This window comes from Streptacidiphilus sp. MAP12-16 (genome assembly GCF_041262165.1).
Taxonomy (GTDB): domain Bacteria; phylum Actinomycetota; class Actinomycetes; order Streptomycetales; family Streptomycetaceae; genus Streptacidiphilus.
Map to the genome: position 1 here is coordinate 81640 of NZ_JBGCBY010000024.1, position 22591 is coordinate 104230.

A 22591-nucleotide genomic window follows, 5' to 3' on the forward strand; every position below is an offset into this window, starting at 1 on the left:
AAATCCCGTCGCAAAAATCGAATATACGTATTTGCCGTCGCGGACCGAATGCGCGCGAAATCCGGACCTAACCCTGCCGGTTGCATAGGTCAGAACCGCGTCAGAGGAGATGATCGATCCTGCAGAGGCTGCCCGAACGGGGAGACTATTAGACGCTTGAGGGGTCCCAATCTTCGGCCTGGGAATATCCCCTGCACTGGCAGAGAAATAGACTCGGCCAGTCAGGTCAGTAATCAGCACCAAGCATTCACCGCCAAAGAGCTGAGATACGCGGACGCAACAGGCCATCCGACTAGCCCCCGTGGCCTTGTGCAGTAGCGGCACTGCCGAAGCATCTACGGCCTTGCCGTTGAGAACTGCAGTGGCAACATCGTCACCGAGAAGAATATCGGCCGCAAAGGCTTCGCAGACTTGCTCCTCGAGTTCCCATCCATCATCTGCCTGCCGGGAGAGGGCTGAATCAAACCACTCGAGGTCGCCCCGCTGTTCGTGGTGGCCCAACTCGTGAAGCACGGTGAACCAAGGCCGCCCTGGTCCAGTCGAGCCCACCACGGTGATCGAAGGTGGCGTGTCCTCCCCGTTGTACTGGCCAAGGACCGAGCATCCGTTTCCAGTGTCAACCGACCGGCGGGTTTCGTCGGCAGAGACCCTGATGACCTTGATGTCGTCCCAGCGACTGAGCTCATCGAACGGGTCTTCACGCAGCCTTTCAAGGACCCCAGGCATCCTCTCTTCGAGATTCCGCGTCAACCGAGTTGCCGCCTGCTTGACCTGCAGTCCGAGGTAATTGTGCCCATTTGATTGAAAAAAAGGAATCTCGTCTGTCAAAATTACCCCCCCAGGCTCAGTCGTCGGATCCCTGCGGTGCGGCAATCCGCTTTCGGAGCTCCGTCGCCAGCATCTCGAATGTGGAATTCTCGCAAGCCCCAGACTTCCTTGCCGCCAGGGCGAAGTGGCCCTGCGCCAGCTCGCGGCGCAACGAGATCTCGCTCTTGCCTTCTGCTGCCGCAGCTCGGAGGATCAGACCGCGGGTATGGGGGTCGTCTAGGGCATCAATTACATTTTGTGGTGGCGCATCAGCCTGCCCTGATGCGGACAAACCGAAGGCAGCGCGTACTCCATCGAGTTCCTGAGGTGTTGGCTCAACCTGCCCGCGGCACAAAGAAATAGCCCTGCGCGGAGGAATCCCAAGCGCGTCGGCCAGTTGAGTGGCAGTGACTTTGGCCGCTGATAGTGCGTCGGCGAGCAAGGGAAGTTCAGGCGACTCGCACTCTGTCCATTCCTCAGGCTTCCAGCTGGCTTCGCCGAGGAATCCTGCTACCTGAATCAAGTCCGTGCGAAGACGCCCGCGAGGACTCTCGGGCCCAGATCCAGCCGCGCCTGGAAGCCACCGCACGGGAAGATCGCCGCCACTGCGGTAAGCACGCCGAAGCTGCTGAAGGCGTTCGGGAGGCAGGATGTCGGTGATATAGACCTCGAGAACGTAGGCGCCAACGCCAGTTTCAATTGCTGGCCAAATGGCAAGCTCAAGATCTATCCCACCGCTCTCCGATGCCGGCACAAGCAGGGAACTCTCATCGGCCAATTCGACGTCAAGTGTGACCGGCCAAAAAGTAATCCCATAGGCAGTGCTGGCGATCAACGCAAGATGAGTTACATCCTCCCAGTGCAGTCGCCAGAGCTGTCCAGGCTGTGGCTCCACAACTCGCCCGGCATTAATAAGCGACGCCAGAGGGCGCGAATTTGCGCCTTCTGGGACAATACCAGCCAAGGACTTCACCGCTACGGCATCGCCCTCACTTTGCTGAAGACTGGAACTATTTGAGGCAACCTGATGGGCTCTGATTGTGCAAACCTTGCAATTGAGAATATGGTCGCTGACGCGTTCGCTCGTGCCTTTATTGGGCTGATCGATGAATGCAACAAGATCCAGGTCAAGGGGATGTTGATCAAAGAACATCTTCCAGTCCCTTCGCGTGGCGCTGTATTCGGACGCGACGAGGGATCCTCGGCAACGTCTAACCCCCTCCACTATGGACAGACGAGGGAAGTCGCTAAAGTGTCCGCGAGGGCAGCGGCAGCTTGATGCCCCAGCAGTTGGGCGCTACTTGGATTTGCTTGCGCCTGGTCGCCATTTACTTGCCGACAGTTCGACGAGGCTGTTGAAAATCTGGGCGCTCTCGCTAAGGCCTGAGGCGGACGATGGCAAGGCTTCCGGATGTTCGATGTCGAGGGCCTTGGCCAGGACAGACGCTGTGCGTTGCATAACAGTGTGAGTTTTCGTCCGTCGCCAGCCCAACGCCTCTGCCGCAGTCCGAACACTCTCTCCGAGAAGTGGCAAGATCAGCTGCTCTTCTAGTTCAAGCTGGGACCAGATGAGCAATGCCTCGGGCGTGTAGGGGCCAGCGTCGACATACGACGTATCGATCGGCTCGAAGGCATCCTCTGAGTCCCAAGACATAATTTGGGGAGCCGGAAGAATACCGAAGCGATCGGCGACGACGTCCGCGAGATCTGCCAGCTCAACGGGGGATTCGACCGAAGTCAGAGCTGCTTCCAGAATGCGCTCGATCGATTTCTTCTCCGCGATGGGAGAACGCCGAGCCGCTTCGGGATTCCACCTGATCAGTTTGATGTCCGTGACCATATGGGCAGCCTGGCGCATTTGTTCTTGAGGCTCGAGTTGAGCAAGACGAGAGGCGTTGGCTAGCGCCGAATGGACAACAGTGTAACGCTCCCTGCCTCCCGTCGTCTTGACAAAGGGGTCAGTGCTCAGCACTTCTCGGAGTCGCAGCATAAGGCGCCCTTTTTCTGTCTTGCGTGCCCGATCAGCCAACTCGTGGCGGACCGTAGCCTGCATGACTCGCGCAATGCTCAAGTCATCACTGCAATGCGCGATGAGATATGCCGCGAAAGGAGCTCCGCCATGCTTGTGCACAATTATGTCGTGAGCGAGCTCTTGAATCTCGTCGGGAAGCCAGTAACCGCGGCCGGTGGTATCTGGATAGTGTCGAGCCCGGACTACTGCCCACGTCGTGCGGTACAGGAGGTCCACGCAGTCCCTGCCCAGCGCTCCTTCACGGGCGAGTTCGGAGTAAGCGCCCACTAGGACTCCCACATTTCGAGTACCTGCTGCAGGTAGGGGTTCCCCAGCATGCCCAGGTACTGAACCGTGCTGCCGCTGAAGTAGCGCTCCTCGATGCTGTGTAGGTGCCGCATGCTGAAGACGCCTGGCTTGTTCAGCTCGATCTCGGGCTCCGCGGGGTGGAGGATGCCCTTCATCTTAACGTCGGAGGTGCGCGTGATCACCTGGGCGGAGCCGTACCGCACTCCTTGCACTACGACGATGGGTCGACGCTCTTTGGGGTCGTTGCCCGAGATCACCACGGTTGGCATCCACCAGAGGCTTCCCACTGTGATCGACGGCTTGCCCGACTGCACCGCTCTCCCATCCCCGCCCGGGACCGGGCTGAGCGCGCTCACCATGATCGACCTGAATGTGGCGATCGTCACGATTGTAGTACCCGCCGCGCCCCACGTTGTCCGGGAGAAGAGTGCACCGGTCACGCGAGCCCCCAGCCAGCCCAGAGCGTTCGCGGCCCACTGCCCGATGGCCGCGAACGACTTCGCTCCGGCGACGACCGAGGAGGCGGCAACCAGCAGCACAGCCACGAACGGGTGACGGACCCCTCGCCGCCGACGCGGATCGGGCAGCACCTTCAGCCGCTCCACCAGCGGCAGTCCCGCCACGCCGTCGAGGACGGGCGACTTGATCAGGCAGACGGTGTCAGACTTGCGGTACATCGAAGCTCCGGTGGTGCGAGGCGACTTGGACGTCACCCCGTCCAACCGGAGCTTCGTTGCGTTCGTGGCGGGCCAGTCCCGGCACATTGTCCATCGCTACCGGCAGGCTCACCGCCTGCCGAGACTTTGAAACGCCCCTGCTCAGCGGCGAGAGCCGGATCGTACTCGGGATTGAGCAATTCGTCCTTTACAGGTCCACTCATGTGCGCGTGACGCCCTGCGTGGCATTGCGAGCACAGTGTGACAAGGTTCCCTTCCTCGTTTCCACCGCCGACGTGCACTGGTTGAATGTGATGGATCTGCAACGCTGCGCCTTGACCAGGAGTCCGGCCGCAATCCTGGCAGGTTTTGCCATCTCTTTCCAGGACTGCGTACCGCAGCTTGATAGCCTCACGTACGCGAGCTGGCCTTCTCTCCAGAGTGGAAAGCCTGTACGAGCCCGGAGGCAGACTGGGATCATCAATATTTGAATCGATCCGCCACCCTTCTTCCTCGAGTTCGCGCAATCGCCGGGGCCACTCATTGATATTCGCCACATGGGACAATTGCTCTTTATCGGCGACGCGAGGCGAGACGGCCTGGAGATAGTGAATGAGGCGGTCCTTTGCTGAGGCCATTTTGCCTCCAGTCTTCTTGAGATTGCGAGCCCCCTTCGCCACTTGCCAACGCTCTGCCAGATCGGGGTCGGGTTCATCGGCAGTCAGACGATAGTGATCGATAGACATCCCGTCCGTATTAACGCCGGACTCGATCGGCCAACCGAATTCAACCCTCAGCTCGCGGACCCGCCGCGCCCAATCGCTGATACCCGCAACTCCGGCGATCGCATCGCCAGGAACGGATTCGCCGACGTGCTGACGTAGATACAGCAGGATCGCGACGCGTGCCGATTTGATACCCAGTGCTTTGCGGACATCGGAGGTCTTCTTTCTCAATTCCGCGGAGAGAATGCCGATCTCAGCTGCAGACTCGAGCCACGCCGCTGGCACCATCGGCTCCCCTGCAGCCTCCCTGATGACCTTCTGGCACCTATCGGCAATTGCATTCGCATCCAGCAAAAGTTTCGAGGGTTCCTTGCCCACTGCTGCCTCAACTTCCTCCGCCGGGTCATCCTGTTCCGGGCGGCATGTTAGTCGCAGATGACTCATCGCCGTCTCTGAGACGCGAAAGCCTGCCGCTCGTGCATCCTCCTGCCCGAGGCGAGCAGTGAGCTGAACAACGCCTTCCTCGACCGTGGGCACCGCGTGGTCCCCCGAACGCCCGGTTCCCGGGCTATTTCTTTGCGGCCTCAAGCGCGCCTCTCGACCCAGCGCGCCAGGGGGCCGTCGGCCGGCGTCGCTGACCGTGGCTGCGCATACATTTCGGGCAATTGATCTGAATACCTGTATCTCTACAAGATCGACTGCGGTCCCTCGTACGGCGACGACGGGCTCACAGGCCGGTGCGATAGACGTAAGAGATCGCACTCAGGTCGTCCTGCTCGATGGTCCATGGGGTGATGCATTCCAACAGGCCTCCGCTCGCCGTCACGAGCGCAGCATTCCTGTCCAGAACGATGGAGTGGACCACAACGAGAGCATTGTGCGGTGCGTGCTTCCGCTGGAAGTCGACCTCGGCCCGGGTGAGGACGGCCTGCCCGCCGGGAGAGGTGGTGGCTTTCACCTCGACGTGCAACCGCTTGCCATCACGCTTCAGCAGCAGGTCGAACGACTCCTTCGCGCCTACATCCTTGACCGACCAACCCTCCTTCTCGAAATGCTCGGCGGCCAGGCGTACGCCGTGCAGTTCGAGCACACGCCTTTCCTCAGCGGAGGGGCGGAAGCCCTGGCCTGCTGCAGCGTGGCGGCGCCCTGATGTCCGGGCTGCCACCTCCTGCGCCTCCACGACCTCAGGCGTCGGATCGCCGGGGATGTAGGAGGCTGCTTCTTCAGCCCGGTAGATCTTCCGCAACAGCGCGCACATGAACCGGAGGTCGCTCATTAGCACCATCGGATCTGGGACGGCATCACGGCGGTACTCGATCGCAAGGACGTTGCCGGACTCGTAGCCGCGGCTAAGCTTGGACTTGTTGCCCTGCAACGTGATCCTGGTATGAAGCAGGTCGGCGTGACTGGCGATGCTGTCCTCCAGCAGAGGGCGGGCCCAAACGACCCGTGCCTTCAGATCCGCTGCCTTGCGGGGGATAAACATGCCGCCCGTCCATACCGTGGTCCCCTGCATGAGCGACAGGTAGAGCCGGTCTCCGGTGGCACTCAGGAGATACACGACATACCAACCAGTGGTGGCGGCAGGTGAGCGTCGTCGGTCGAAGACGCGGACCCAGGGGATCTCGGCGTTGAGACCGGCACCGTCGCTTCCCTCGACCCCGACTTCCTTCTCTTCCACTCCAAGGGCAGCTGCCAGATCCGGGAGAGCGGACCTGATATTCGCCGGCAACTCCCTGCGGATCAGCCGCCCCCGCTCGTCCATATCGGGGGTCCTGCCAGCCGTCCACAGTTGCTGTAGATCGAGTGCTTGGCGCCAGAGCGAGTCCATGGAAAGCAGCCTAGTGATCGGGTCTGACAGTCCCACTTATCCGGTCTTCCCTGGGGCTCCGGGCTCGGGGAAGTGGCCCAGGAACCTGCTGTCGGGGGTGCCGACGAGGTGGACGCGGTCGAGGGGATGTGTTCACCGGGCGGCGTCGGCGGTCGGCACCGGTGATCTCGGTCTCCCTGGATATGGCTTCCGACAGGCGCAGCGTCCGTGGACATGTTGACAGCCCCCGCTGGAGCGGGGGGCTCTCAACTCTGAGCGTGGACTACACGGCCCGCAGATTTCCGGGCTTGTCGTTCACGATCAGCCCGGCCAGCTCGTTGACCTGCTTCTGGAGGCTTGCCAGTTTCTCCCTCAGGTCGTCGTCGGCCACCGCGATGAGATCGTCGGGGTCGATGCCCTCGATGCTTTTCGCTGTGGCGCTCAGCGCCCTGGAGAAGCGAGTCCGCTGCTCGCGGGTCTGGATGTCCGGGTCTGCTTCCACAGCCTCGTTGATCAGCGCGTGCACGGCCTCGTACGCTTCGCTGACCGCTTCTGGGCTTGCCCCGGGGTCCTGGACTAGGGCCAGGTGCGCGGCGGCCTTCTCTTTGGCCTGCGTGGGCAGTTCGATGACCTGTCCGGCCGGGGTTCTGACCTTGCCGTCCCCTGCTGCCTGGCGGACGTACTCGGTACGTTCCGCTCTGCGCGTCTCAGTCGAGACCGCCTTCCTCAGCTCTGGCGTCTGCGCCAGGGTCTTGGCGATGTTGATCTGCAAGTCGACGTCGTCCTGCATCCGATCGGTGAGCGCGATGCGGGCAGCTTCTGCCGTCTTCGCGTCGCCCAGAATGGCCGTGCGCAGTGCAGCCGGATTGTTGGCCACCTTCACCGCTTCGGCATAGCTGGTGCCCGAAGCTTCCGCCTGTTCTGCGATGCTTTCTCGTCGCTCAGTGCTCTGCTCGAACTTGGTGAAGTACTCGCCCCACACTTCCGGCTCGGGTAGCACGGTCTCCTGCCCAGGCACAAGGGCTTCGAAGGCGGGCACGATCCCAGCCTGGGCCGCACGGTCCCATGCCTTGTAGAAGCGCATCACCCGGGCGGGCGTGGTGCCGGCCATCAGGGCGAACTTCTTCGCCGAGACCTTGGATGCCACGTGTCGCTCGGAACGAGAAGAGGAACCCGGCTGTCCAGTGCCGGGCTGCACACTGCGGGCCACCATCAGGCCGAAGACCCACCCGCCGGACCGCGCGTAGGCGCCGAAGAAGCGTGCGTCCTTCGCGATTGGGCCGGTGCCGTCGGCGGCAGGTCGCAGCCCGCGCAGGGAATCACTGGCCACGCCGAGGGCCTGAGCGAGCAGGTCCAGGGTGTACACGTCGTCACCGATGACGCGCACCACCTCGTCGAGCGTCTGTCCGAGCCCCGCGGTGGGAGCTGTGGTGACGAACGACGCGAAGTCGTCATGCTCCACCAGTTCGCCCCGCGGTGTGACGAAGGAGCGCCACGATTCTTCTTCGAGAACCTGGCGGATCAGACCGGGGGCGCTGCCCAGACCGTTGAGCGTGGAGCGCAGGGACGAGCTGAGGACGTTGACCAGGACAGCGTTTCCCTCTGCTGTGGGGCCATGTGTAGTCATTTCTCCTCTTCCAGCCACTTATCCACCATTTCGATGCGCTTGAGCAACGACGGCATGTCCGCTGTGGTCACCTGGTTGCGGAAATGGCGGTTCAGTTCACCGTGGATGTGCTCATGCGGAACCTTGCGGAGGATCGCGAGCCGACCGACCTTGCGCTTCAGTACGCGGCGAACGTCCCGTTTCTGGTCCGACAGCGGGGTCGCCTTTGCGCTTGCCCGCTGCTCGGGCAGGGATGCGGTGGCTCCTGCGGTCTTCAGTAGGAGGGCGATGTACTCGGGCGTGGTGCCGCGCGGCGTAGCGGCTCCGGACCGGGTCATCACGGTCCTGGCGAAGGCGAGGTCCTCTGGGGTGATGGACATGCCGCTGGCGATGGTGGCCCGGTGGACCGCCGCCGAGGATCCGACGGTCTCGAAGGCCGGGAGGAGGATCGGCATCCCTCCGCTTTCACCCTCGCCACTCACCTGCACCTCACGGACGCGCTTCTCCTCCTGCGCAAGAACCGCGTCCACGGTCTTCTCGATGTCCTGCGCGTATCCAACCAGCGGTTGAATGGAGGGGATGAACAGCCGCGCCGTCGTCTCGTCCTCAGAGCCGCGCATGCGCACGAAGCGCCCCACGACCTGGATGAAGAACATCTGCGTACGGATGCGGGAGGCGTAGACGCCGATGGCGAGGCGAGGGATGTCGACTCCTTCGGCGACCATCTGCACCGCGACGATCCAACGACTGCTCGCCTCCCCGAAGTCCGCGATGACCTGTGAGGCCTCGGGTTCGTCGGAGACCGCGATCGCCGGCATCTCACCCGTGATCCTCTCTAGGATCCTGGCGTAGGCCCTGGCCGCGCTCTGGTCGGAGGCGATCACCAGGCCGCCGGCGTCGGGGTTGTCCATGCGTTCCTGCGTCAAGGCAGCATCGGCCTCGCGCAGCACCGAGGGAATCCACTCCCCCTGGGGGTCCAGGGCCGCGCGGAGAGCGGGAGGCACGGTCTTCTCGTCCGTGTCGGCCAGGGCGATGGAGGTGACGGCCAACTCCCCCGACCGCCGCCACTTCGACTCTCCGTCCATGGCAGGGAAGACGACCGGCCGGACGACGTCCTGGTCCGCGAGCGCCATACCGTAGTCGTAGTTGAAGCCCGCAACCGCGCGGCCCTCGTCGTACTCTACGAACGGGATAGCTGTCCCGTCGGTGCGGAACGGAGTTCCCGAGAGCAGGAGCCGACGCGCGGCAACATCGAAGGCTTCTTTGAGGGCAGGACCCCACCTCTGCTCGTCGCCCTCACCCGCGTGGTGGATCTCGTCGAAGATCACCAATGTCTTCCGGTCGGAGCACAGCTTCCGCCACAGCAGAGGGGCTGATGCAACGGCCTGGTAGGTGACCGCCACGCCGTCGAAATCCGGGCCGACCGCACCATGCGCGTTGGCGAAGCGGTAGTCGAGCTGAACGCCGAGCTTCGCCGACGCCTCGGCCCACTGTTTGCGCAGGTGGGCCGTGGGTACGACCACAACGATCTTGGTGATTGTTTCTCGCTTGATGAGGTCCATGGCGATGGTGAGCGCAAACGTCGTCTTTCCGGCTCCCGGGGTGGCAACCACGAGGAAGCTCTCGCCTGCCCCGCCCCGCCGACCGTGGTAGCGCTCCCTGGCTTCTTCTTGCCAGTCCCGCAGTCCAAGCGCGCTCGCCATTGAGCCAGTCCCCTTTCGGTTGTCGCACTCGGGGCAGAGTGCCTGTCCGTTGCTGACGTCAGTCGATCCGCCCTGAGACCATGCCCGCTTGTGGTCGCCGTGCCATCCCGGAGACAACTCCGCGCCGCACGCGGTACATCTGCCATCAGTCGCGAGATACAGGGCTACACGCTCACGACTATTGAAGAAGCGCCGTGGATCAGGTTCGGCCATCGAGATCCCCTGTACCCCTATCCCGGAAGGAGACTGACGGATCGAAGGCTATCGGGAGGCAGCGACAAAGGTGGCCCCGTCCGGCATCCCGGCGCCGAGGACGGCGTTCTGCTGCGATGGCATCCCAGCTGGGCAGAGGGCCGTCGGCGATGAACGCCTGCTCTTCGGGTCCCGTCTCTGGCTGATCGGCCGCTGCCGCGGGCGGGTGACGGCGTGATCGCTCGTGGCTTACGCCTTTCGCTCATTGGGCTCCGCACCGCTCCCGAGTTAGGGGCCTGAGGTGTGACGGTGGTCACGCGGTGCGCTACAGGCCTGGCCAGCAGCCCGCGGCACTTCAGTCATACTCCTACGTAGCAGCTAGTCGTACGTAGGATCACAGGAATCTATAGACACGCATCTCACGTAGTCGTACTCTCGACGTAGGATGCTGACTCTTGGAGGCTGACATGGCGGAAGAAAAGCCGCAGCGGATGTTCGGCTATGTGCCGTACCCCGCAATCGGATACCGGATGGGCGGACGACAGATGGTCGCCACCGCAATGACGCCGGTCGACTACACCGGCGTAGTGGGTCCGCGCGAGCAGTGGGACCCGTTGTCGGGCGGCGGGACGAACCGCAAGGAAGACAAGGCCCATCGACGTGGTATCGCCATGTACATCGAGGAGACCGAGGACTACGTCCTCAACTCCATCCTCGTGTACATCGGGGCGGGCGACGCCAAGTTCGTTGCCGACGAGGGCACTCCCGACGAACTCCCGGTCAAGACCGGAGTGTTGTACGTCCGCCCAGGCGCCAAGTTCAAGGTCGGCGATGGTGGACATCGCACCGGGGCATACACAGACGTGATCGACGCACATCGCCAACTCGGCGACGATGTGTACCAGCGCCTGACAACAAGCGGTCAACCGATCATCGTGGTGCTGGACGATGATCAGCTCCGCCGCGCTCAGGATTTTACCGATCTACAGCGCAACGCCAAGCCACTGAGCGCAAGCATCGGCCAGTCCATGGACCGCAGGCGCGCCCTCAACCGCGTGCTGATCGAAAGGATCATCAAACGGGACGATATCCCGATGTTCGACGAAGGGCGGCGGATCGAGTTCCTCACCGACGCCCCGGGCAAGCTGAGCACCAAGACTATGGCCTACAAGGCGCTGCGCTACGCAAGTGGAACCCTCCTCGTCGGCACAGGTCTGCGGGACAGCAGAGGCTGGGAAGACACCGTAGAGCTCAAGATCGCGTCGGATGAGAAGCGCACCATCAGCAGGATCGTCGAGTTTTGGCAGGGCTTGGGAGACATCCCCGCCGTGGAGGAGGCGCTCGGACGTGACAAGGGCGTCGCGCTTCTCCGCAACGACACCTGGCTGCTCAGCGCCAACTTGCTGTACTCCATCGCAGCAGCCGTTCACGCAGTCACGGTTGAAGACCAAAATCTGTCCATCGCCGCCGCCGTGAAGGCACTCCACAACTTCGACTTCTCCCGGGGTACCGATAGCCCCTTGGCGGGCACACTGGTTGACCGCGAGACGGGTAAGGCAGTCGCAGGTCGCAGCGCCTGGGAGGGTGCCGCAGACGTGATCGCAAAGCACATCCTGGACTCACAGTCCTGAGAGTTGACGCCTCACGTGTCGGTGATCCCGGCATGACGTCCGATTTAGCCATACGCCGTACAGGAGGGCACCGTGGTACCAACCGCTCAGCAGATCGTCCACGCCGCACTTGAGGCTGTCACGCTCGCCGACGCACAGGCGCTCCAACAACTGATCGCGCAAGGGATCGGTGACGAGTACCGTCGGCCGGTCGGTGACAAGCAGAACAACTTCGGGCTCATGGGGTCCTCGGGTAGCTACGACCTCAAGTTGATCGAGAACGTCACGAACATGCAGGACAGCATCATCGAGCGGTTCGCCCTCCAGCGATTCGGCAAATCGAAGGACATTCCCTACGGTGGGCCGCACGAGGCAGCCCGGGACCTGTTCGGGAACCTTGCCGTCGATTCCCGAGAGCAATCGAAGCTTGCCGTGGTGACGTTCAAGGACTCGGACCCCCCGGCCAGTACGTCGAAGCGGCTCACTGCAGTATTCCGGGACAAGGGATGCGGCATGGAGCCGGCCAACGTCCCCAGCACAATATTCGGGCTCGGAGGCTCTCACAAGGAAGATGCCTTGTACCTGCAGGGAGCCTTCGGCCTCGGCGGCGCCATGACCTACCGCAACGCGCGAGCGGTCGTCCTGGTCACCAGACGCGATCCCGCGCTCCTGGCGGACGACAAAGAGGACCGGATCACCGTCGCAGTGGTCCAGTGGCAGGAGAACACCAAGGGGCAGACGGCCTACTACCTGGTGGACCGCCCGTGGACGGAAGCGGGGGACATTGCAGAGCCATGGTCCTGCCCGGCCGAGGACTATCCGGACTTCGAACCTGGCACTCATCTCGCCCTGGTTTCATACCGGGTAGACGGATACCAACGCCGGCGTGAGGGCGACGAGCGGGCTTTCGACGTGGTCACCAACACGCGTCTCTTTCGTCCAGTGCTCCCGATCCGCTTCGTGAACGAGACGACACGAGGACGTTCAACAACGCTTGAGGGCCTGGATCACAGGCTGGAGCGATCGGAACATACCTTCGAGTCGGGTGTAGAAGCCCTGCCATTTCACCACAACGGGACCACCTATCACCTTCCGGTCCGATATTGGCTGCTCGCAGGCCCCCGAGAGGAGGGAGGTCGCGACAAGTTCGTGGCACGCGACCATGCGGTGCTCTTCACATCAAACGGACAGGTCCATCATCATTGGAGTCCCCGTGACGTCCGCGATCAGACTGGCCTGAACCGGCTCTACGACCGCCTGCTCATGGTCGTGGAGACAGACGAGCTTCCGATTCAGCTGCGTACCAGCCTTTTCACTGCAGACCGCAATGAACTCGTACGCGGTGACGCAGCCCTGCGCCTGGAGGAAGCGGTACGCGGACTGGTGCGCGATTCCGCGGTACTGAGGGAGGCCAACAATGCGCTGATCCGGGAGTCGTACCAGGCCAAGTCGAGTCAACCGACAGCCGACGTCGCGCGACGGATCAGTCGGGCCCTCTCTGTGAAGGGCTTCTCAACTGGAGCCGGACAGGGCACCGGAGGAGGGGACGGCGGCGGTCAAGGTGCAGGGCAGGCAGGAGGTGGCGGCGGCAGCCTCAAGCCGGTTCTTCTCCACCACGACCCCAGCACGATCTCCGGCCCGGTTACGGCGCGCGCCGTGGTGGGATCAACGCGCTCGATCACGTACACCGTCGACGTCGAAGACTCCTTCTATGACGGCCGGGGCAATCTTCGCGTCGTTTGCGACCATCCCGCCATCCGGGAGGACAGGGAAATCACCGTCGGCAAGGGCCGCAGCGGTCGGGTACGCGTAATGGTGGCCGTTCCCGACACCGCAGAACTTGGTACCTACGAACTACGCGTGACCCTTGAGAATTGGATGCGCGTCGCTGGTGGACTGGGTCGCACGCTCGAGCACGTCACCAAACTGGAACTGGTCGATGGGATCCCTGGCACAGGGGTCGGCAGAGGTAAGCCGACGAAGGGCGGGAAGGGCCAGGGCGGCCCCGGCGAGGGCCCGAACGTCGCACTCAGATGGACCAGCCCTGAGGCGGAGGAGACGTGGGTGCGGCTCACGGTCGGGGGCGTCGAGTCCACACCCGCCTCCGTTCTCGCGGAGTTCCAACCTGAATACGCGGAGTTGCGAACTCTGGGCGATACGGCCATCCCGACAGTGCTCCTCAATCAGGAATACCCGCCATTCAAGAAGTACCTTGCCTCACGCAACAAGGAGCTGACCAGCATCGAGCGTCCTCGGGAGCAATACGCTGTCGGGGTTGGAGTTTCACTTCTCCTCCTCCAGCAGAAACTAGACGAGCTGAAGTCATCGGGACGAGAGATACCGGACGACGGTTTTGTCGACGAAGCCCGCAGGGCCGCCGCCAATGCAGTTCTCGCCGTCATGCCAGCTTTCGATGAAATCGCCAAGGAAGCGGGCCTGACCGACTAGGACGCAAGTGTCCGCGGAGGTTGGCCCGGCGCATCGATCAGCGGCCCGTGGCGCAAGGGCCAGGGTCAGAACGAGTCTTGAATCAGCTGATGAGGTCCTTACGCGCCATGTTCCCTTTCGTCCAGGTTCCATGTGCTGAGCCTTTGCAGCGTTGCCTCGGATGGAGCGTCCCATCCGAACGCCGCGGAGAGGACATGCATCGCGAGGCGAGGAGGCACGGCGTTACCAATCTGCTGGCCCACGTCGCGCCCTGACCACGGGTAGTCGGCCGGGAAAGTCTGAAGGCGGCCGGCTTCGGACAAGGAGAAACGGTCGAGTTCGGAGCCGTCCAATCCCACGACTCGATTTCGGGAAATCTTCCCCGTGACCGTGGCCGACGGCTCCCAGGACCCCCTGCGTCCTCGGGCCTTGGGGTCGCCACCGGTTCCGTAGTTGGAGATCACTTCAAAGGGGGACGGGCGGCCAATTACGTCTGCCATCGTCCTCCACGGCCGAAGGCTCGAGTCGCCTGCCGCACGGGGAACGCCTTTGCGATAGGTCCGATGCGTCGGGGCAGGGAGCTTCACAGGGGAGCTCCCGCGCCGGGCGACCAGCACTGCCCGCCTACGCGTCTGCGGAACCCCGAATGCCTCGGTATGCAGAATCCCGCAGTCCACCTGGTAGCCCTCGCCGAGAAGCGCCTCCTTGTAGGCCTCCCAGACTGGAAGCACGGCTGGAACCTGCTCGAGAACGATCGCACGGTAGGGGCGGTCGAACTTATCGATCGCATCGAGAGCCCAACGAAGCGGCTGCAGTACCAGCCCTGTCCGCTCATCGTCGAGCTTGGCGAGATCCTTCTCGATCTCGTCGCGGTCCTCGCGGGCGACGAACCGCTTGACGAAGTCCAGCACCTCGTCGAGAGCCTTGCGGCCGACACCCCTGCCAGCGACGGTGAACGTCTGACATGGAGGCCCTCCGGCCAGCACGTCGGCCTCAGGGAAGTCAGACGGGCCGTACAGGCGGACATCTCCCTCCACCGTCTCCAGGCCTGCGGCACGGCGTGTGGTGCAAGCGGCAGCATCCCATTCAACCCCCGCCGTGGCGATACCAAGCTTCTCTGCCGCCACATCGAGCCCGCCAGGGCCGGCGAATAGGTCCACGATCTTGGTGGGCTGCACTTGGTCTCCAGATATGTCTTAACAAGGTCGCTGTCACGAGATTGATGAGCCCAGTCGCCACCCACTCACCAGCAATCACGCAGCGTACCGTGGACCACCGACAGGGAGGGGACGCGGCCCGCAAGGTCGGAGTGCGGTCAACGTTCGCCGCCTCTCGATCGCTACGGACGGCTCCCCGAGCGGCTGCCGCCCCCTCCTTGACCGGTGCTGGAAGCTCCGGCCCCAGGCGGTGACGGGGGTTGTGTCTGTGTCGGATGCACCGATGGACACCGTAGAGGCAATGGGAGAGACGTCGATTGCGAACCGAATGAAGAAAAGATCGACGATCACCTCGCCGTTCCGGCATTTTTCTATCATTTTCACTTGATCGCTGTTTTGAAATCTATTCAGTCCCATGCATCGGACCGGGAGTCCGTCTAATCTGTCGAACATGACGCAATCCATCACAGTAATTGACCTGTTTTCCGGCTGCGGGGGAATGACTCAGGGCTTCAAGGACGCCTTCGACTATGAGCCCTTGATGGCAGTAGAGTGGGATCTCTCAGCCGCTGCCACCTATTCAGCCAACTTCGGCGAATCGCATATGCAGTGGGTTGACATCTCGAAGATCGAGGATGCTCGGATCCCGAAGGCCGACATGATTATCGGTGGACCGCCCTGCCAGGGCTTCTCCAATCTCGGCTCACGTGACGCAAATGATCCGCGCAACAGGCTGTGGCGCGAGTACATTCGCTTCGTGCAGCATGCGGAGCCAAAGGTTTTCGTGATCGAGAACGTCGACCGCTTCCTCGCCTCCTCGGAATTCCAAATGCTCCTGCAGGCGACTGGTCCGGGCGGGCTGCTCGCCGGCTACGAACTCACCTACGGGCTGCTCCTGGCCACCGACTACGGCGCTCCGCAGCGCAGGAGGCGCACGATTATTTTCGGGTCCCGGATCGGCAGGATCCCGATGCCCGCAGCAACTCACAGCCCGACGGACCTATTGGGCACAGAACAGTGGCGTACGGTTCGGGACGCTATCAGCGACCTGCCAAGGATTCCTCATGCGACCGACCTGCCGCCGGGCTCCACCCAGATTTTCGGTACGACGGTGCCGGGCAGCTTCAGAAGCAGCGAGCTTCACCTCGGACGGACGCCCACGGCAATGTCATTGGAGCGGTACGACCATGTGCCCCCCGGAGGCGGCAGGTTCGACCTGCCCGAGAGATTGCTGCCGAGATGCTGGCGCGAAAAGAAGCGCGGAACCACCGACGTGATGGGTCGGATGCGTTGGGACCGGCCGTCGCTGACGATCAGGACCGAGTTCTTCAAGCCCGAGAAGGGGCAGTATCTGCACCCCCAGTGGGATACGCACGATCCGGCGAACCGCGTGAATCGCCCGATCACGCACTGGGAGGCAGCGCGGTTGCAGACTTTCCCCGACGAGTTCCTCTGGTGCGGAAGCAAGATCGAAATCGCCAAGCAGATCGGCAACGCGGTCCCTCCAGTGCTGGCAACTGCTATTGCCAACCACCTCAAGCCCTACCTGCTGCAATCAACCGCCAGCGACCTGTCGGATTCTGCGAACTCCCGCTTCAACAGCACCACTTGATCGACAGCCCGCAGCGCTGCCCGACCTGGACAGTCGCGGGTCAGCCGCGCACGGCTGCGGCGCCGGAGACGCGGCGCTGCAGCAGAATCTCCTGGCTGCGCTGCTCCAAGAGATTCTCCGGCGCGAGATAGGCCTTTCCTCTCCGCGCATCGTTGGGCAGGTTGATCGACTCGAAGACGAACGGCCGGGGCGCGCCGCCGAGGAGCCGCTGCGCCTCCTTCTTGCGCCCTTCGCGCTCGTGCCGATACCTGGGGTTGCCGATGTAGATACTCAGGACGGTTCTGTCGATCCAGGCATCCGTTCGAAAGAGCGCATCGGCCAAAGGGTGCACGCGGACGTCCAACCCGCGGGAACGAAGGTGGATCAGCACGTGCAGCTCACGCAGAAATGAGTAATAGGCGTTGCCCAACCGCCACCGGAGGGCATTGTTGATCGCCTTGGGTGTCCATCGTGGGTTGCCGGCGCCGTCAACACAGGCACGGGCAATCGCCACTGCACGCCCGGCGTCCTCGCCGAGCATGGCCCTCCCCTCACCTGTCCAGCGGATACAGTTGACGAACTCCAGCCAGGTCGGGATGCCGCCCGACTGCTCCAGTAGGTGGTGCAAGACCTGAGTGAAGGCAAAGGGCGGATTCCAGTCCCTGATGGGTACAACTCGTTCTGCCTCCGCCTTGCGGACGTCGCCCAGAGCGTGTCCGTGCGGTAGCTCCGTAGCCGCGCAGGCCTGCATCACATCGTCGTGCGTAAGTGCATAGACCGCCACGACGCGATGGTTGAGGACGTGGGGAACCACCACGGAGCGATATCGGTCATCCGTCTGCCACGCAAGGTAGGCCGCCTTCACGGCGTCGGTCACTGCGAAGTGATCGAGTACATCCTGAGCCGTCGTATCCGTCATAGCCCGATCCTCCGAACGTACTTGATGATCAGTCACATCAATCGTACGAGGAGGGTCTGACACTGCCGGAGGCTCCTGCGCCGGTTTGCCGCCTCTCGGGTAGGTTCTTGGCGTGGACACTCCTTCGAGGCACGTCGCCGATCCCCTGCCCTTCGGCGACACCGAGACCCGCAGCACGGTTGATGGTCCGGATGCGGACGAGGGTCTCGAAGCCGTACTGCACTGGTTCCGGCAGCAACCGAACGTGGCCGGTCGCTTCGGCGAGGTACTGCGCCAGTCGATCGACGAGGTCCTGGACGGCCAGCGAACAGGCCGCTTCGACATCGACACCCTGGCGTCCACGGAGAAGACCTACCTGGGGACGAAGGTCGAAATCGTGGCCCGGGCAGAGTTTGACCTCGGCCAAGGGAACCGGATGGACTACCTGGTCGCGGGCTACGAGGTCGACGCCAAGTTCACCAGCGGCACCAGGAGCGGCAACCGCGGGCGCAGGACCTTCAACTGGACCATCCCGCTCGAGGCCATGGGCCACATCTGCCTGCTGATGCAGGCAGATGACAGGAACTCAACGTTTCGCGTAGGACTGATCCGCATCACCGACAGGGCCCTCAACGAGGGCGAGAACCGGGACAGGAAGAAGTCCTTGAGCCAGGCCGGACGTGCGGCGATCCGATGGATCGTGGCGGAGGGCCAGTTGCCCCGCAACCTGCTCCTCGGCCAGTCGAACGAGACAATCCAGGTGATCTTCGGCACCTCAAACGACAGCCGCCGCTCGGACCGGCAGTCGAGCGGCCAGTCCCGGACCAACGAGCTCTTTCGCCAGGTCCAGGAGGAGCTGGTGGATCGCAATACGCTGGTCACGGTCGCCAGCCAGGCGGACGGGCTCAAGCGGGCACGCGACGCACGCAAGTTCCTGGCCCCACAAGGCATCCTTGTGCTCGGCCATCAAAACGATCACCCTCGGATCGCCCGCGCACTGAATCTGCCGGTGCCCACCAAGGGCTCCTTCGTTGCTGTCCGCCTCGGACTGGCGCTCCCTGGCGATCCTCGCCCGCACGTCGTTATCGACGGCACGCGGTACGTCGCCTTCCGAGAGGACGAAGGCGACCTACCGACGACAGCTCCCGATTCCTACTGACCTGCGACTCAAAGCGTCGAGAGATAGGCCACCAGATCGTCGTAGTCGCGCAGCCGACGCTGATCCACGAGCCTGCGAAAGGTGTCTCGCTGCTTAGCACGCTTCGGGCCGACGTACACATCCTCGACTGCCTTCGCCAGTTCTGGCAGGGCAAGGTGGTACACGCAATCGAGATCCCCGGTGCCCATGCCCAGGCGTCCGAGATAGTACGGGCGCGGCTCCATCGTCACCGCCGCGAAGTGCGGCATCCGTCCGCGGCGCATCGCCGCCATCTGGGAACCCTGCGTACGCGGGTCCTGGAGCCGGTCGGTGCGCAGGGACCACTTCAAGGAGAATCCCGCCACCAGATGCGGGGGAACCGACGTGCTCGCCTCAGCGGCAACAGTGGTTGGCCGCTGGACAGCCAGGTCCAGATTCAGCGGTGACTCGTCGGCCATGAGATCTATCAACAGTTTGCGGCGTTCCTCGGCTCCCGCGACAGCCGCGCGCACCGCCAGCACCGCCTGTTCCAGTCCGTCATGTACAGGGTACGGATCGGTTGCGAGAGCTGCCTCCAGAACGGCCAGCGCGTCGGCGACCTCGAGACCGTCTTCGTTCCCGAGGCTCCTGGCCACGTTCAGATGTGCGTACTGCTCGAATTGGAGCAGCTTGCGCTCGGTCCGGACCAACAGGTGCGGTGCCGGAATGGTCAGCCTCTCCTGAAGGTCGTGGGACATGGCCTCCGCCCACGCCTTGGCCACGGATACCGCCGGCTGGTCGACCGGCACATCGAGGTGCGCGAAGAGCGCGTTGCCGATCTCGATCGAGAGCTTGTCGCTCGAATCGCTCGTGTTGGGCAAGCCATTGCGGTAGCCGCACAATGCTGTTGAAAAGGGTGCCGTCACCAGGACTCCTCACATCCGCCGGGACGCGCACCGTATCAGCGCGGTCCGACAACCGGATCGAGGTTCACCGCGCCGACAGAGCGCGGGCATCAGGTTGATCGACGGAGCTGCACCACCTCGGTCACGCGAGCAGCGACAGCGTCCGGCTGCTCGTGCTCCCAGAATCGGAGGACCGTCCACCCCTGCTCGGTGAGATGTTCCGAGGACTCCCGGTCCCGAGCCATGTTGCGGTCGAGCTTGCTGCGCCACCATTCGGCGTTGGCCTTGGGGCTGGTGGCGTGCTGCGGGCAACCGTGCCAAAAACAACCGTCGAGAAACACGGCGATCTTCAGGCGGCCGAAAGCAATGTCGATTGATCTGCGAGGTATTCCCGGAACTGGTGTATTGACCCGATATCGCAGTCCGATTCGGTGAAGTAGACGACGGACAGCGAGCTCCTGCTCCGTATCACGGGACGCCTGTCGGCTCATGCGAGCGGCGACGGCAGGAGAGGATGCGCTGGGCGACATACTTCAAAGTATCCATCGGCTTGGATCAGCGGGAGCGCCGCCCGGCCCAGCCACCATGGGCGGAACACCCATGGGTCTGCGGTTCACGGTCCATCGGCGATCAGGCGTTGGAACTGGGGGCAGCCCACGGCGTGCCACTCTCGGATCAGGATCTCGTCGCCATCGCGTATTGCCTCGGCGTGCCAGGGCAGGCAATCGTGGCAGGGCCAGATCTCGTACGGTGTTCCGTCGCGTTGCTCAGCGGTGAGGTCGACACTACCCACGGGAGCAGAGTACGTGGTGTCGGGCCGGGACGATTCGGTTGGTTCCACAGCGGCAGTATGGGCGCGTTGGCTACGTAACAGGAGCTCAATGCGATTTTCGCGACGCCTCGGGGCTGCAAGCAGGCCACGTCCGCCTGCTGGCATACTCCGTCCTGTGCTTCGTGAACCCGTAGAACTGACAATCGGGAGCGGCGGGCAGGTTGCCCTGCCCCTGGGGCTGCTGGCGGAAGCCGGCCTCGATGCGGGCAGCCAGGTCCTGGCCTACGGCGATGGCGACGGCCGGGTCGTGCTGCGCCGGCAGGAGGACGCCGTGCAGGCCCTGGTCGACAATGGAACCCTGTCCTAGGTGCCGGTTCCTACCCGATAGCCTCGCAGGATGATGGTGGGCTCTGAGACATCCCGTTTGGTAGTGCTGCGGGGAAACTCCGGTTCAGGGAAGAGCTCGATCGCAGCGGAGATCCGCGCCCGATTCGGGCGTGGCGTCGCTGTGGTGAGCCAGGACCTCCTCCGGCGCGGTGTGCTCCAAGAACATGATGTCTCCAACGGCGCGAACATCGGACTGATTGACCTCGTGGCCAGATACGCCCTGGACCAGGGGTTCCACGTAGTCGTCGAGGGGATCCTCGGCGCGACTCGCTATGAAGCAATGCTGACCGCGCTCCTTCGGGACCACCGTGGCGTATCACGCTGCTACTACCTCGACGTCCCCTTCGAGGAGACTCTTGCCAGGCATGCCACCAAGCCGAACTCAAGAGAATTCGGTGCGGACGAGATGCGCTTGTGGTACCGCCGCCTTGATCTGCTGACCACCGGGGCGGAGCAGGTGATCCCGGCGACCAGCTCACTGCAGGCGAGCGTCGAGCAGATCCTGAGCGACACCCACCTGATGCTGCACCCCGTTGCCCTCCGCTCGAACCACAGCACGGCACAGAGGTCGGAGATGGGACGGAATTCCTGACGCGAAGCACATACACCGTCGCTGGGTGCTGCCGCTGATTAGCCGAGGTACGGGTATCGGCCACTCAGGTAGTCGCCGATCTGCTGGCGCATGCTGGGGTGGATGTCGAGGGTGTCCAGGTCGGCGGGGGCGAGCCAGCGGACGCCGTCGGCTTCGTCGTTGACGGTGGGCTGACCGCTGAGGGGACGGCCGATGTAGGTGTTCTCGTACTGCTGGCGGATCTCGCCGTCGGTGTAGGCGACGATGTGGCCAGGGTCGGTGTAGACGCCGAGGAAGCCGGTGACCTCGGCAAGGATGCCGGTCTCCTCCAGGCACTCGCGGACGGCGCACTGGGCAGCAGTTTCGCCGATGTCCTGCGCTCCGCCGGGCAGAGCCCACTGACCTGTGTCGCGGCGGCGCTGGAGCAGAATAGCGCCGGCTTCGTCGACGACCAGGAGGTTGCTAGCGGGGATGAGAGTATTCGCCTTGGGGGCGGTGGGGTCGTTGAGGTACTCGATGCGGCCCACGCAGGTCACTCCTGATGCTCGGGGAGGCCGCTCCAGGGCCGCGAGGCGGCCCAGACGGCGTCGAAGCTGGCGGTGTACTGGCCAAACCACCCGGTGTCGGGGGTGCAGCGCAGGTGGATCAGGGGATTGGCGCTGGCGGGCTGGCCCCAGACGTGCGGGTTGACCAGGAGCTGGTCGTCGTACCGGAACAAAGACGCGTACACGGTGGCGTCATGCAGCCGGACGTCGCAGCCGGTCCGGTCGACCAGGGTGCGGTAGTAGGTGAGGGATGCGCGGACCTTGGCGGCGAGTGTGCCCCCGAGGTCCTCCTCGCGGTCGCGTATGGCGACGGCTTGTCCGGCAGGGTCGCCGAAGCACAGGCGCACCCGGACGCCGGCGCGGGCACGTTCGGCGAGCATAGCGGCGACGTGTGGGTTGCTTTGGGCGAAGAAGGTGCCGGAGAAGACGAGGACATCGATGTGCTGTTCAGCGTCGGCGAGTAGGGATAGCCACAGGTCACGCGGGACGCAGGCGCGGTTTGGGAACGTGGACATGATCTCTGCCTGCGGGGCCTGGGGTGCCGCCGCTTCGGCAGGCCATAAGGCGGCTTCGTCGACGGCCAAGTGGTGGGCGGCGTTCCAGCGGTGGCGAGCATGGGGGACGCGCCCGGAGAGCCATCGGCCGACTGTCTTGGGGTCGACGGCGCAGGCTGCCGCTAGGGCGTCGGAGGTGACGCCACGCTGGTTCATCACGGAGCGCAGTCGCTCGTTCACGAGAGTCATCCAACCCGTTCGGCACCGCAGTGCGCAAGGACGTCCCGAAACGTCCCAC

At 63.5% G+C, this 22591-nt stretch carries 20 protein-coding genes; 6 read left to right on the forward strand and 14 right to left on the reverse strand.

The annotated features are described in order from the left end of the window. Positions 1-844: 844 nt before the first annotated feature. From ABIA33_RS27650 to ABIA33_RS27680, 7 genes are all read right to left on the reverse strand, one after another. A complete protein-coding gene (locus tag ABIA33_RS27650; RefSeq protein WP_370085328.1) occupies positions 845-1960 on the reverse strand; it encodes a hypothetical protein in 1116 nt (371 codons plus the stop codon). Positions 1961-2104: 144 nt separating this feature from the next. Beyond that, entirely contained in the window at positions 2105-3106 is a 1002-nt protein-coding gene (locus ABIA33_RS27655) for a hypothetical protein (protein ID WP_370085330.1), read from the reverse strand. Next, positions 3106-3804: a transposase family protein gene (locus ABIA33_RS27660; RefSeq protein ID WP_370085334.1), complete on the reverse strand. Its 699-nt coding sequence runs from the start codon at positions 3802-3804 to the stop codon at positions 3106-3108. Before ABIA33_RS27660 ends, ABIA33_RS27655 begins: the two co-directional genes overlap by 1 nt. Positions 3805-3836: 32 nt before the next feature. After that, a complete protein-coding gene (locus ABIA33_RS27665) occupies positions 3837-5045 on the reverse strand; it encodes an HNH endonuclease (RefSeq protein ID WP_370085336.1) in 1209 nt (402 codons plus the stop codon). 190 nt (positions 5046-5235) lie between these two features. Next, positions 5236-6339, reverse strand: coding sequence for an MrcB family domain-containing protein (locus ABIA33_RS27670; RefSeq protein ID WP_370085338.1), 1104 nt, complete (start codon positions 6337-6339; stop codon positions 5236-5238). A gap of 262 nt (positions 6340-6601) precedes the next feature. Then, entirely contained in the window at positions 6602-7963 is a 1362-nt protein-coding gene (locus ABIA33_RS27675; RefSeq protein WP_370085340.1) for a hypothetical protein, read from the reverse strand. After that, positions 7942-9840 (reverse strand): DEAD/DEAH box helicase family protein, encoded by a 1899-nt coding sequence (locus tag ABIA33_RS27680; RefSeq protein ID WP_370085342.1) that lies wholly within the window; start codon positions 9838-9840, stop codon positions 7942-7944. Before ABIA33_RS27680 ends, ABIA33_RS27675 begins: the two co-directional genes overlap by 22 nt. Positions 9841-10286: 446 nt before the next feature. Here ABIA33_RS27680 and ABIA33_RS27685 point away from each other — a divergent pair, with 446 nt between their 5' ends. Further along, positions 10287-11450 carry a DNA sulfur modification protein DndB gene (locus ABIA33_RS27685; RefSeq protein WP_370085343.1) on the forward strand — a complete coding sequence of 388 codons (1164 nt, stop codon included), beginning with the start codon at positions 10287-10289 and terminating at the stop codon, positions 11448-11450. 72 nt (positions 11451-11522) lie between these two features. Beyond that, on the forward strand, positions 11523-13877 hold the full coding sequence (locus tag ABIA33_RS27690) for a hypothetical protein (RefSeq protein ID WP_370085344.1): 2355 nt from the start codon (positions 11523-11525) through the stop codon (positions 13875-13877). 98 nt (positions 13878-13975) lie between these two features. On the opposite strand, the gene ABIA33_RS27695 is transcribed toward ABIA33_RS27690, so the two are convergent. Continuing rightward, positions 13976-15034 (reverse strand): DNA cytosine methyltransferase, encoded by a 1059-nt coding sequence (locus ABIA33_RS27695; RefSeq protein ID WP_370085345.1) that lies wholly within the window; start codon positions 15032-15034, stop codon positions 13976-13978. Between the two features lie 430 nt (positions 15035-15464). On the opposite strand from ABIA33_RS27695, the gene ABIA33_RS27700 reads away from it, so the two are divergent. Then, positions 15465-16625 carry a DNA cytosine methyltransferase gene (locus tag ABIA33_RS27700; protein ID WP_370085346.1) on the forward strand — a complete coding sequence of 387 codons (1161 nt, stop codon included), beginning with the start codon at positions 15465-15467 and terminating at the stop codon, positions 16623-16625. Positions 16626-16665: 40 nt separating this feature from the next. Here the strand turns inward: ABIA33_RS27700 and ABIA33_RS27705 are convergent, their stop codons facing one another. Then, positions 16666-17523 (reverse strand): hypothetical protein, encoded by an 858-nt coding sequence (locus tag ABIA33_RS27705; protein ID WP_370085347.1) that lies wholly within the window; start codon positions 17521-17523, stop codon positions 16666-16668. 244 nt (positions 17524-17767) lie between these two features. Between ABIA33_RS27705 and ABIA33_RS27710 the strand changes: the two genes are divergently transcribed. Further along, positions 17768-18661, forward strand: a complete 894-nt coding sequence (locus ABIA33_RS27710) for a NaeI family type II restriction endonuclease (protein ID WP_370085348.1) — start codon at positions 17768-17770, stop codon at positions 18659-18661. A gap of 8 nt (positions 18662-18669) precedes the next feature. Here the strand turns inward: ABIA33_RS27710 and ABIA33_RS27715 are convergent, their stop codons facing one another. From ABIA33_RS27715 to ABIA33_RS27725, 3 genes are all read right to left on the reverse strand, one after another. Then, complete coding sequence (locus ABIA33_RS27715) at positions 18670-19545, reverse strand: NgoMIV family type II restriction endonuclease (RefSeq protein ID WP_370085349.1); 876 nt, start codon at positions 19543-19545, stop codon at positions 18670-18672. A gap of 89 nt (positions 19546-19634) precedes the next feature. Then, positions 19635-20015, reverse strand: coding sequence for a very short patch repair endonuclease (locus ABIA33_RS27720; protein ID WP_370085382.1), 381 nt, complete (start codon positions 20013-20015; stop codon positions 19635-19637). 122 nt (positions 20016-20137) lie between these two features. Then, a complete protein-coding gene (locus tag ABIA33_RS27725; protein WP_370085350.1) occupies positions 20138-20317 on the reverse strand; it encodes a hypothetical protein in 180 nt (59 codons plus the stop codon). A gap of 154 nt (positions 20318-20471) precedes the next feature. Here ABIA33_RS27725 and ABIA33_RS27730 point away from each other — a divergent pair, with 154 nt between their 5' ends. Beyond that, positions 20472-20663: an AbrB/MazE/SpoVT family DNA-binding domain-containing protein gene (locus tag ABIA33_RS27730; RefSeq protein ID WP_370085352.1), complete on the forward strand. Its 192-nt coding sequence runs from the start codon at positions 20472-20474 to the stop codon at positions 20661-20663. 33 nt (positions 20664-20696) lie between these two features. Next, a complete protein-coding gene (locus ABIA33_RS27735) occupies positions 20697-21275 on the forward strand; it encodes an AAA family ATPase (protein ID WP_370085383.1) in 579 nt (192 codons plus the stop codon). A 38-nt stretch (positions 21276-21313) separates the two neighbouring features. On the opposite strand, the gene ABIA33_RS27740 is transcribed toward ABIA33_RS27735, so the two are convergent. Both ABIA33_RS27740 and ABIA33_RS27745 read right to left on the reverse strand, forming a co-directional pair. Next, a complete protein-coding gene (locus ABIA33_RS27740) occupies positions 21314-21781 on the reverse strand; it encodes an NUDIX hydrolase (RefSeq protein ID WP_370085353.1) in 468 nt (155 codons plus the stop codon). A gap of 5 nt (positions 21782-21786) precedes the next feature. Further along, a complete protein-coding gene (locus ABIA33_RS27745; RefSeq protein ID WP_370085354.1) occupies positions 21787-22533 on the reverse strand; it encodes an XRE family transcriptional regulator in 747 nt (248 codons plus the stop codon). Between the last annotated feature and the right edge of the window lie 58 nt (positions 22534-22591).

Coding starts and splice junctions, on each gene's coding strand:
- ABIA33_RS27650 (WP_370085328.1), bottom strand. CDS start 1,960: ATGTTCTTTGATCAACATCCCCTTGACCTGGATCTTGTTGCATTCATC.
- ABIA33_RS27660 (WP_370085334.1), bottom strand. CDS start 3,804: ATGTACCGCAAGTCTGACACCGTCTGCCTGATCAAGTCGCCCGTCCTC.
- ABIA33_RS27670 (WP_370085338.1), bottom strand. CDS start 6,339: ATGGACTCGCTCTGGCGCCAAGCACTCGATCTACAGCAACTGTGGACG.
- ABIA33_RS27680 (WP_370085342.1), bottom strand. CDS start 9,840: ATGGCCGAACCTGATCCACGGCGCTTCTTCAATAGTCGTGAGCGTGTA.
- ABIA33_RS27685 (WP_370085343.1), top strand. CDS start 10,287: ATGGCGGAAGAAAAGCCGCAGCGGATGTTCGGCTATGTGCCGTACCCC.
- ABIA33_RS27700 (WP_370085346.1), top strand. CDS start 15,465: ATGACGCAATCCATCACAGTAATTGACCTGTTTTCCGGCTGCGGGGGA.
- ABIA33_RS27705 (WP_370085347.1), bottom strand. CDS start 17,523: ATGACGGATACGACGGCTCAGGATGTACTCGATCACTTCGCAGTGACC.
- ABIA33_RS27720 (WP_370085382.1), bottom strand. CDS start 20,015: ATGAGCCGACAGGCGTCCCGTGATACGGAGCAGGAGCTCGCTGTCCGT.
- ABIA33_RS27735 (WP_370085383.1), top strand. CDS start 20,697: ATGGTGGGCTCTGAGACATCCCGTTTGGTAGTGCTGCGGGGAAACTCC.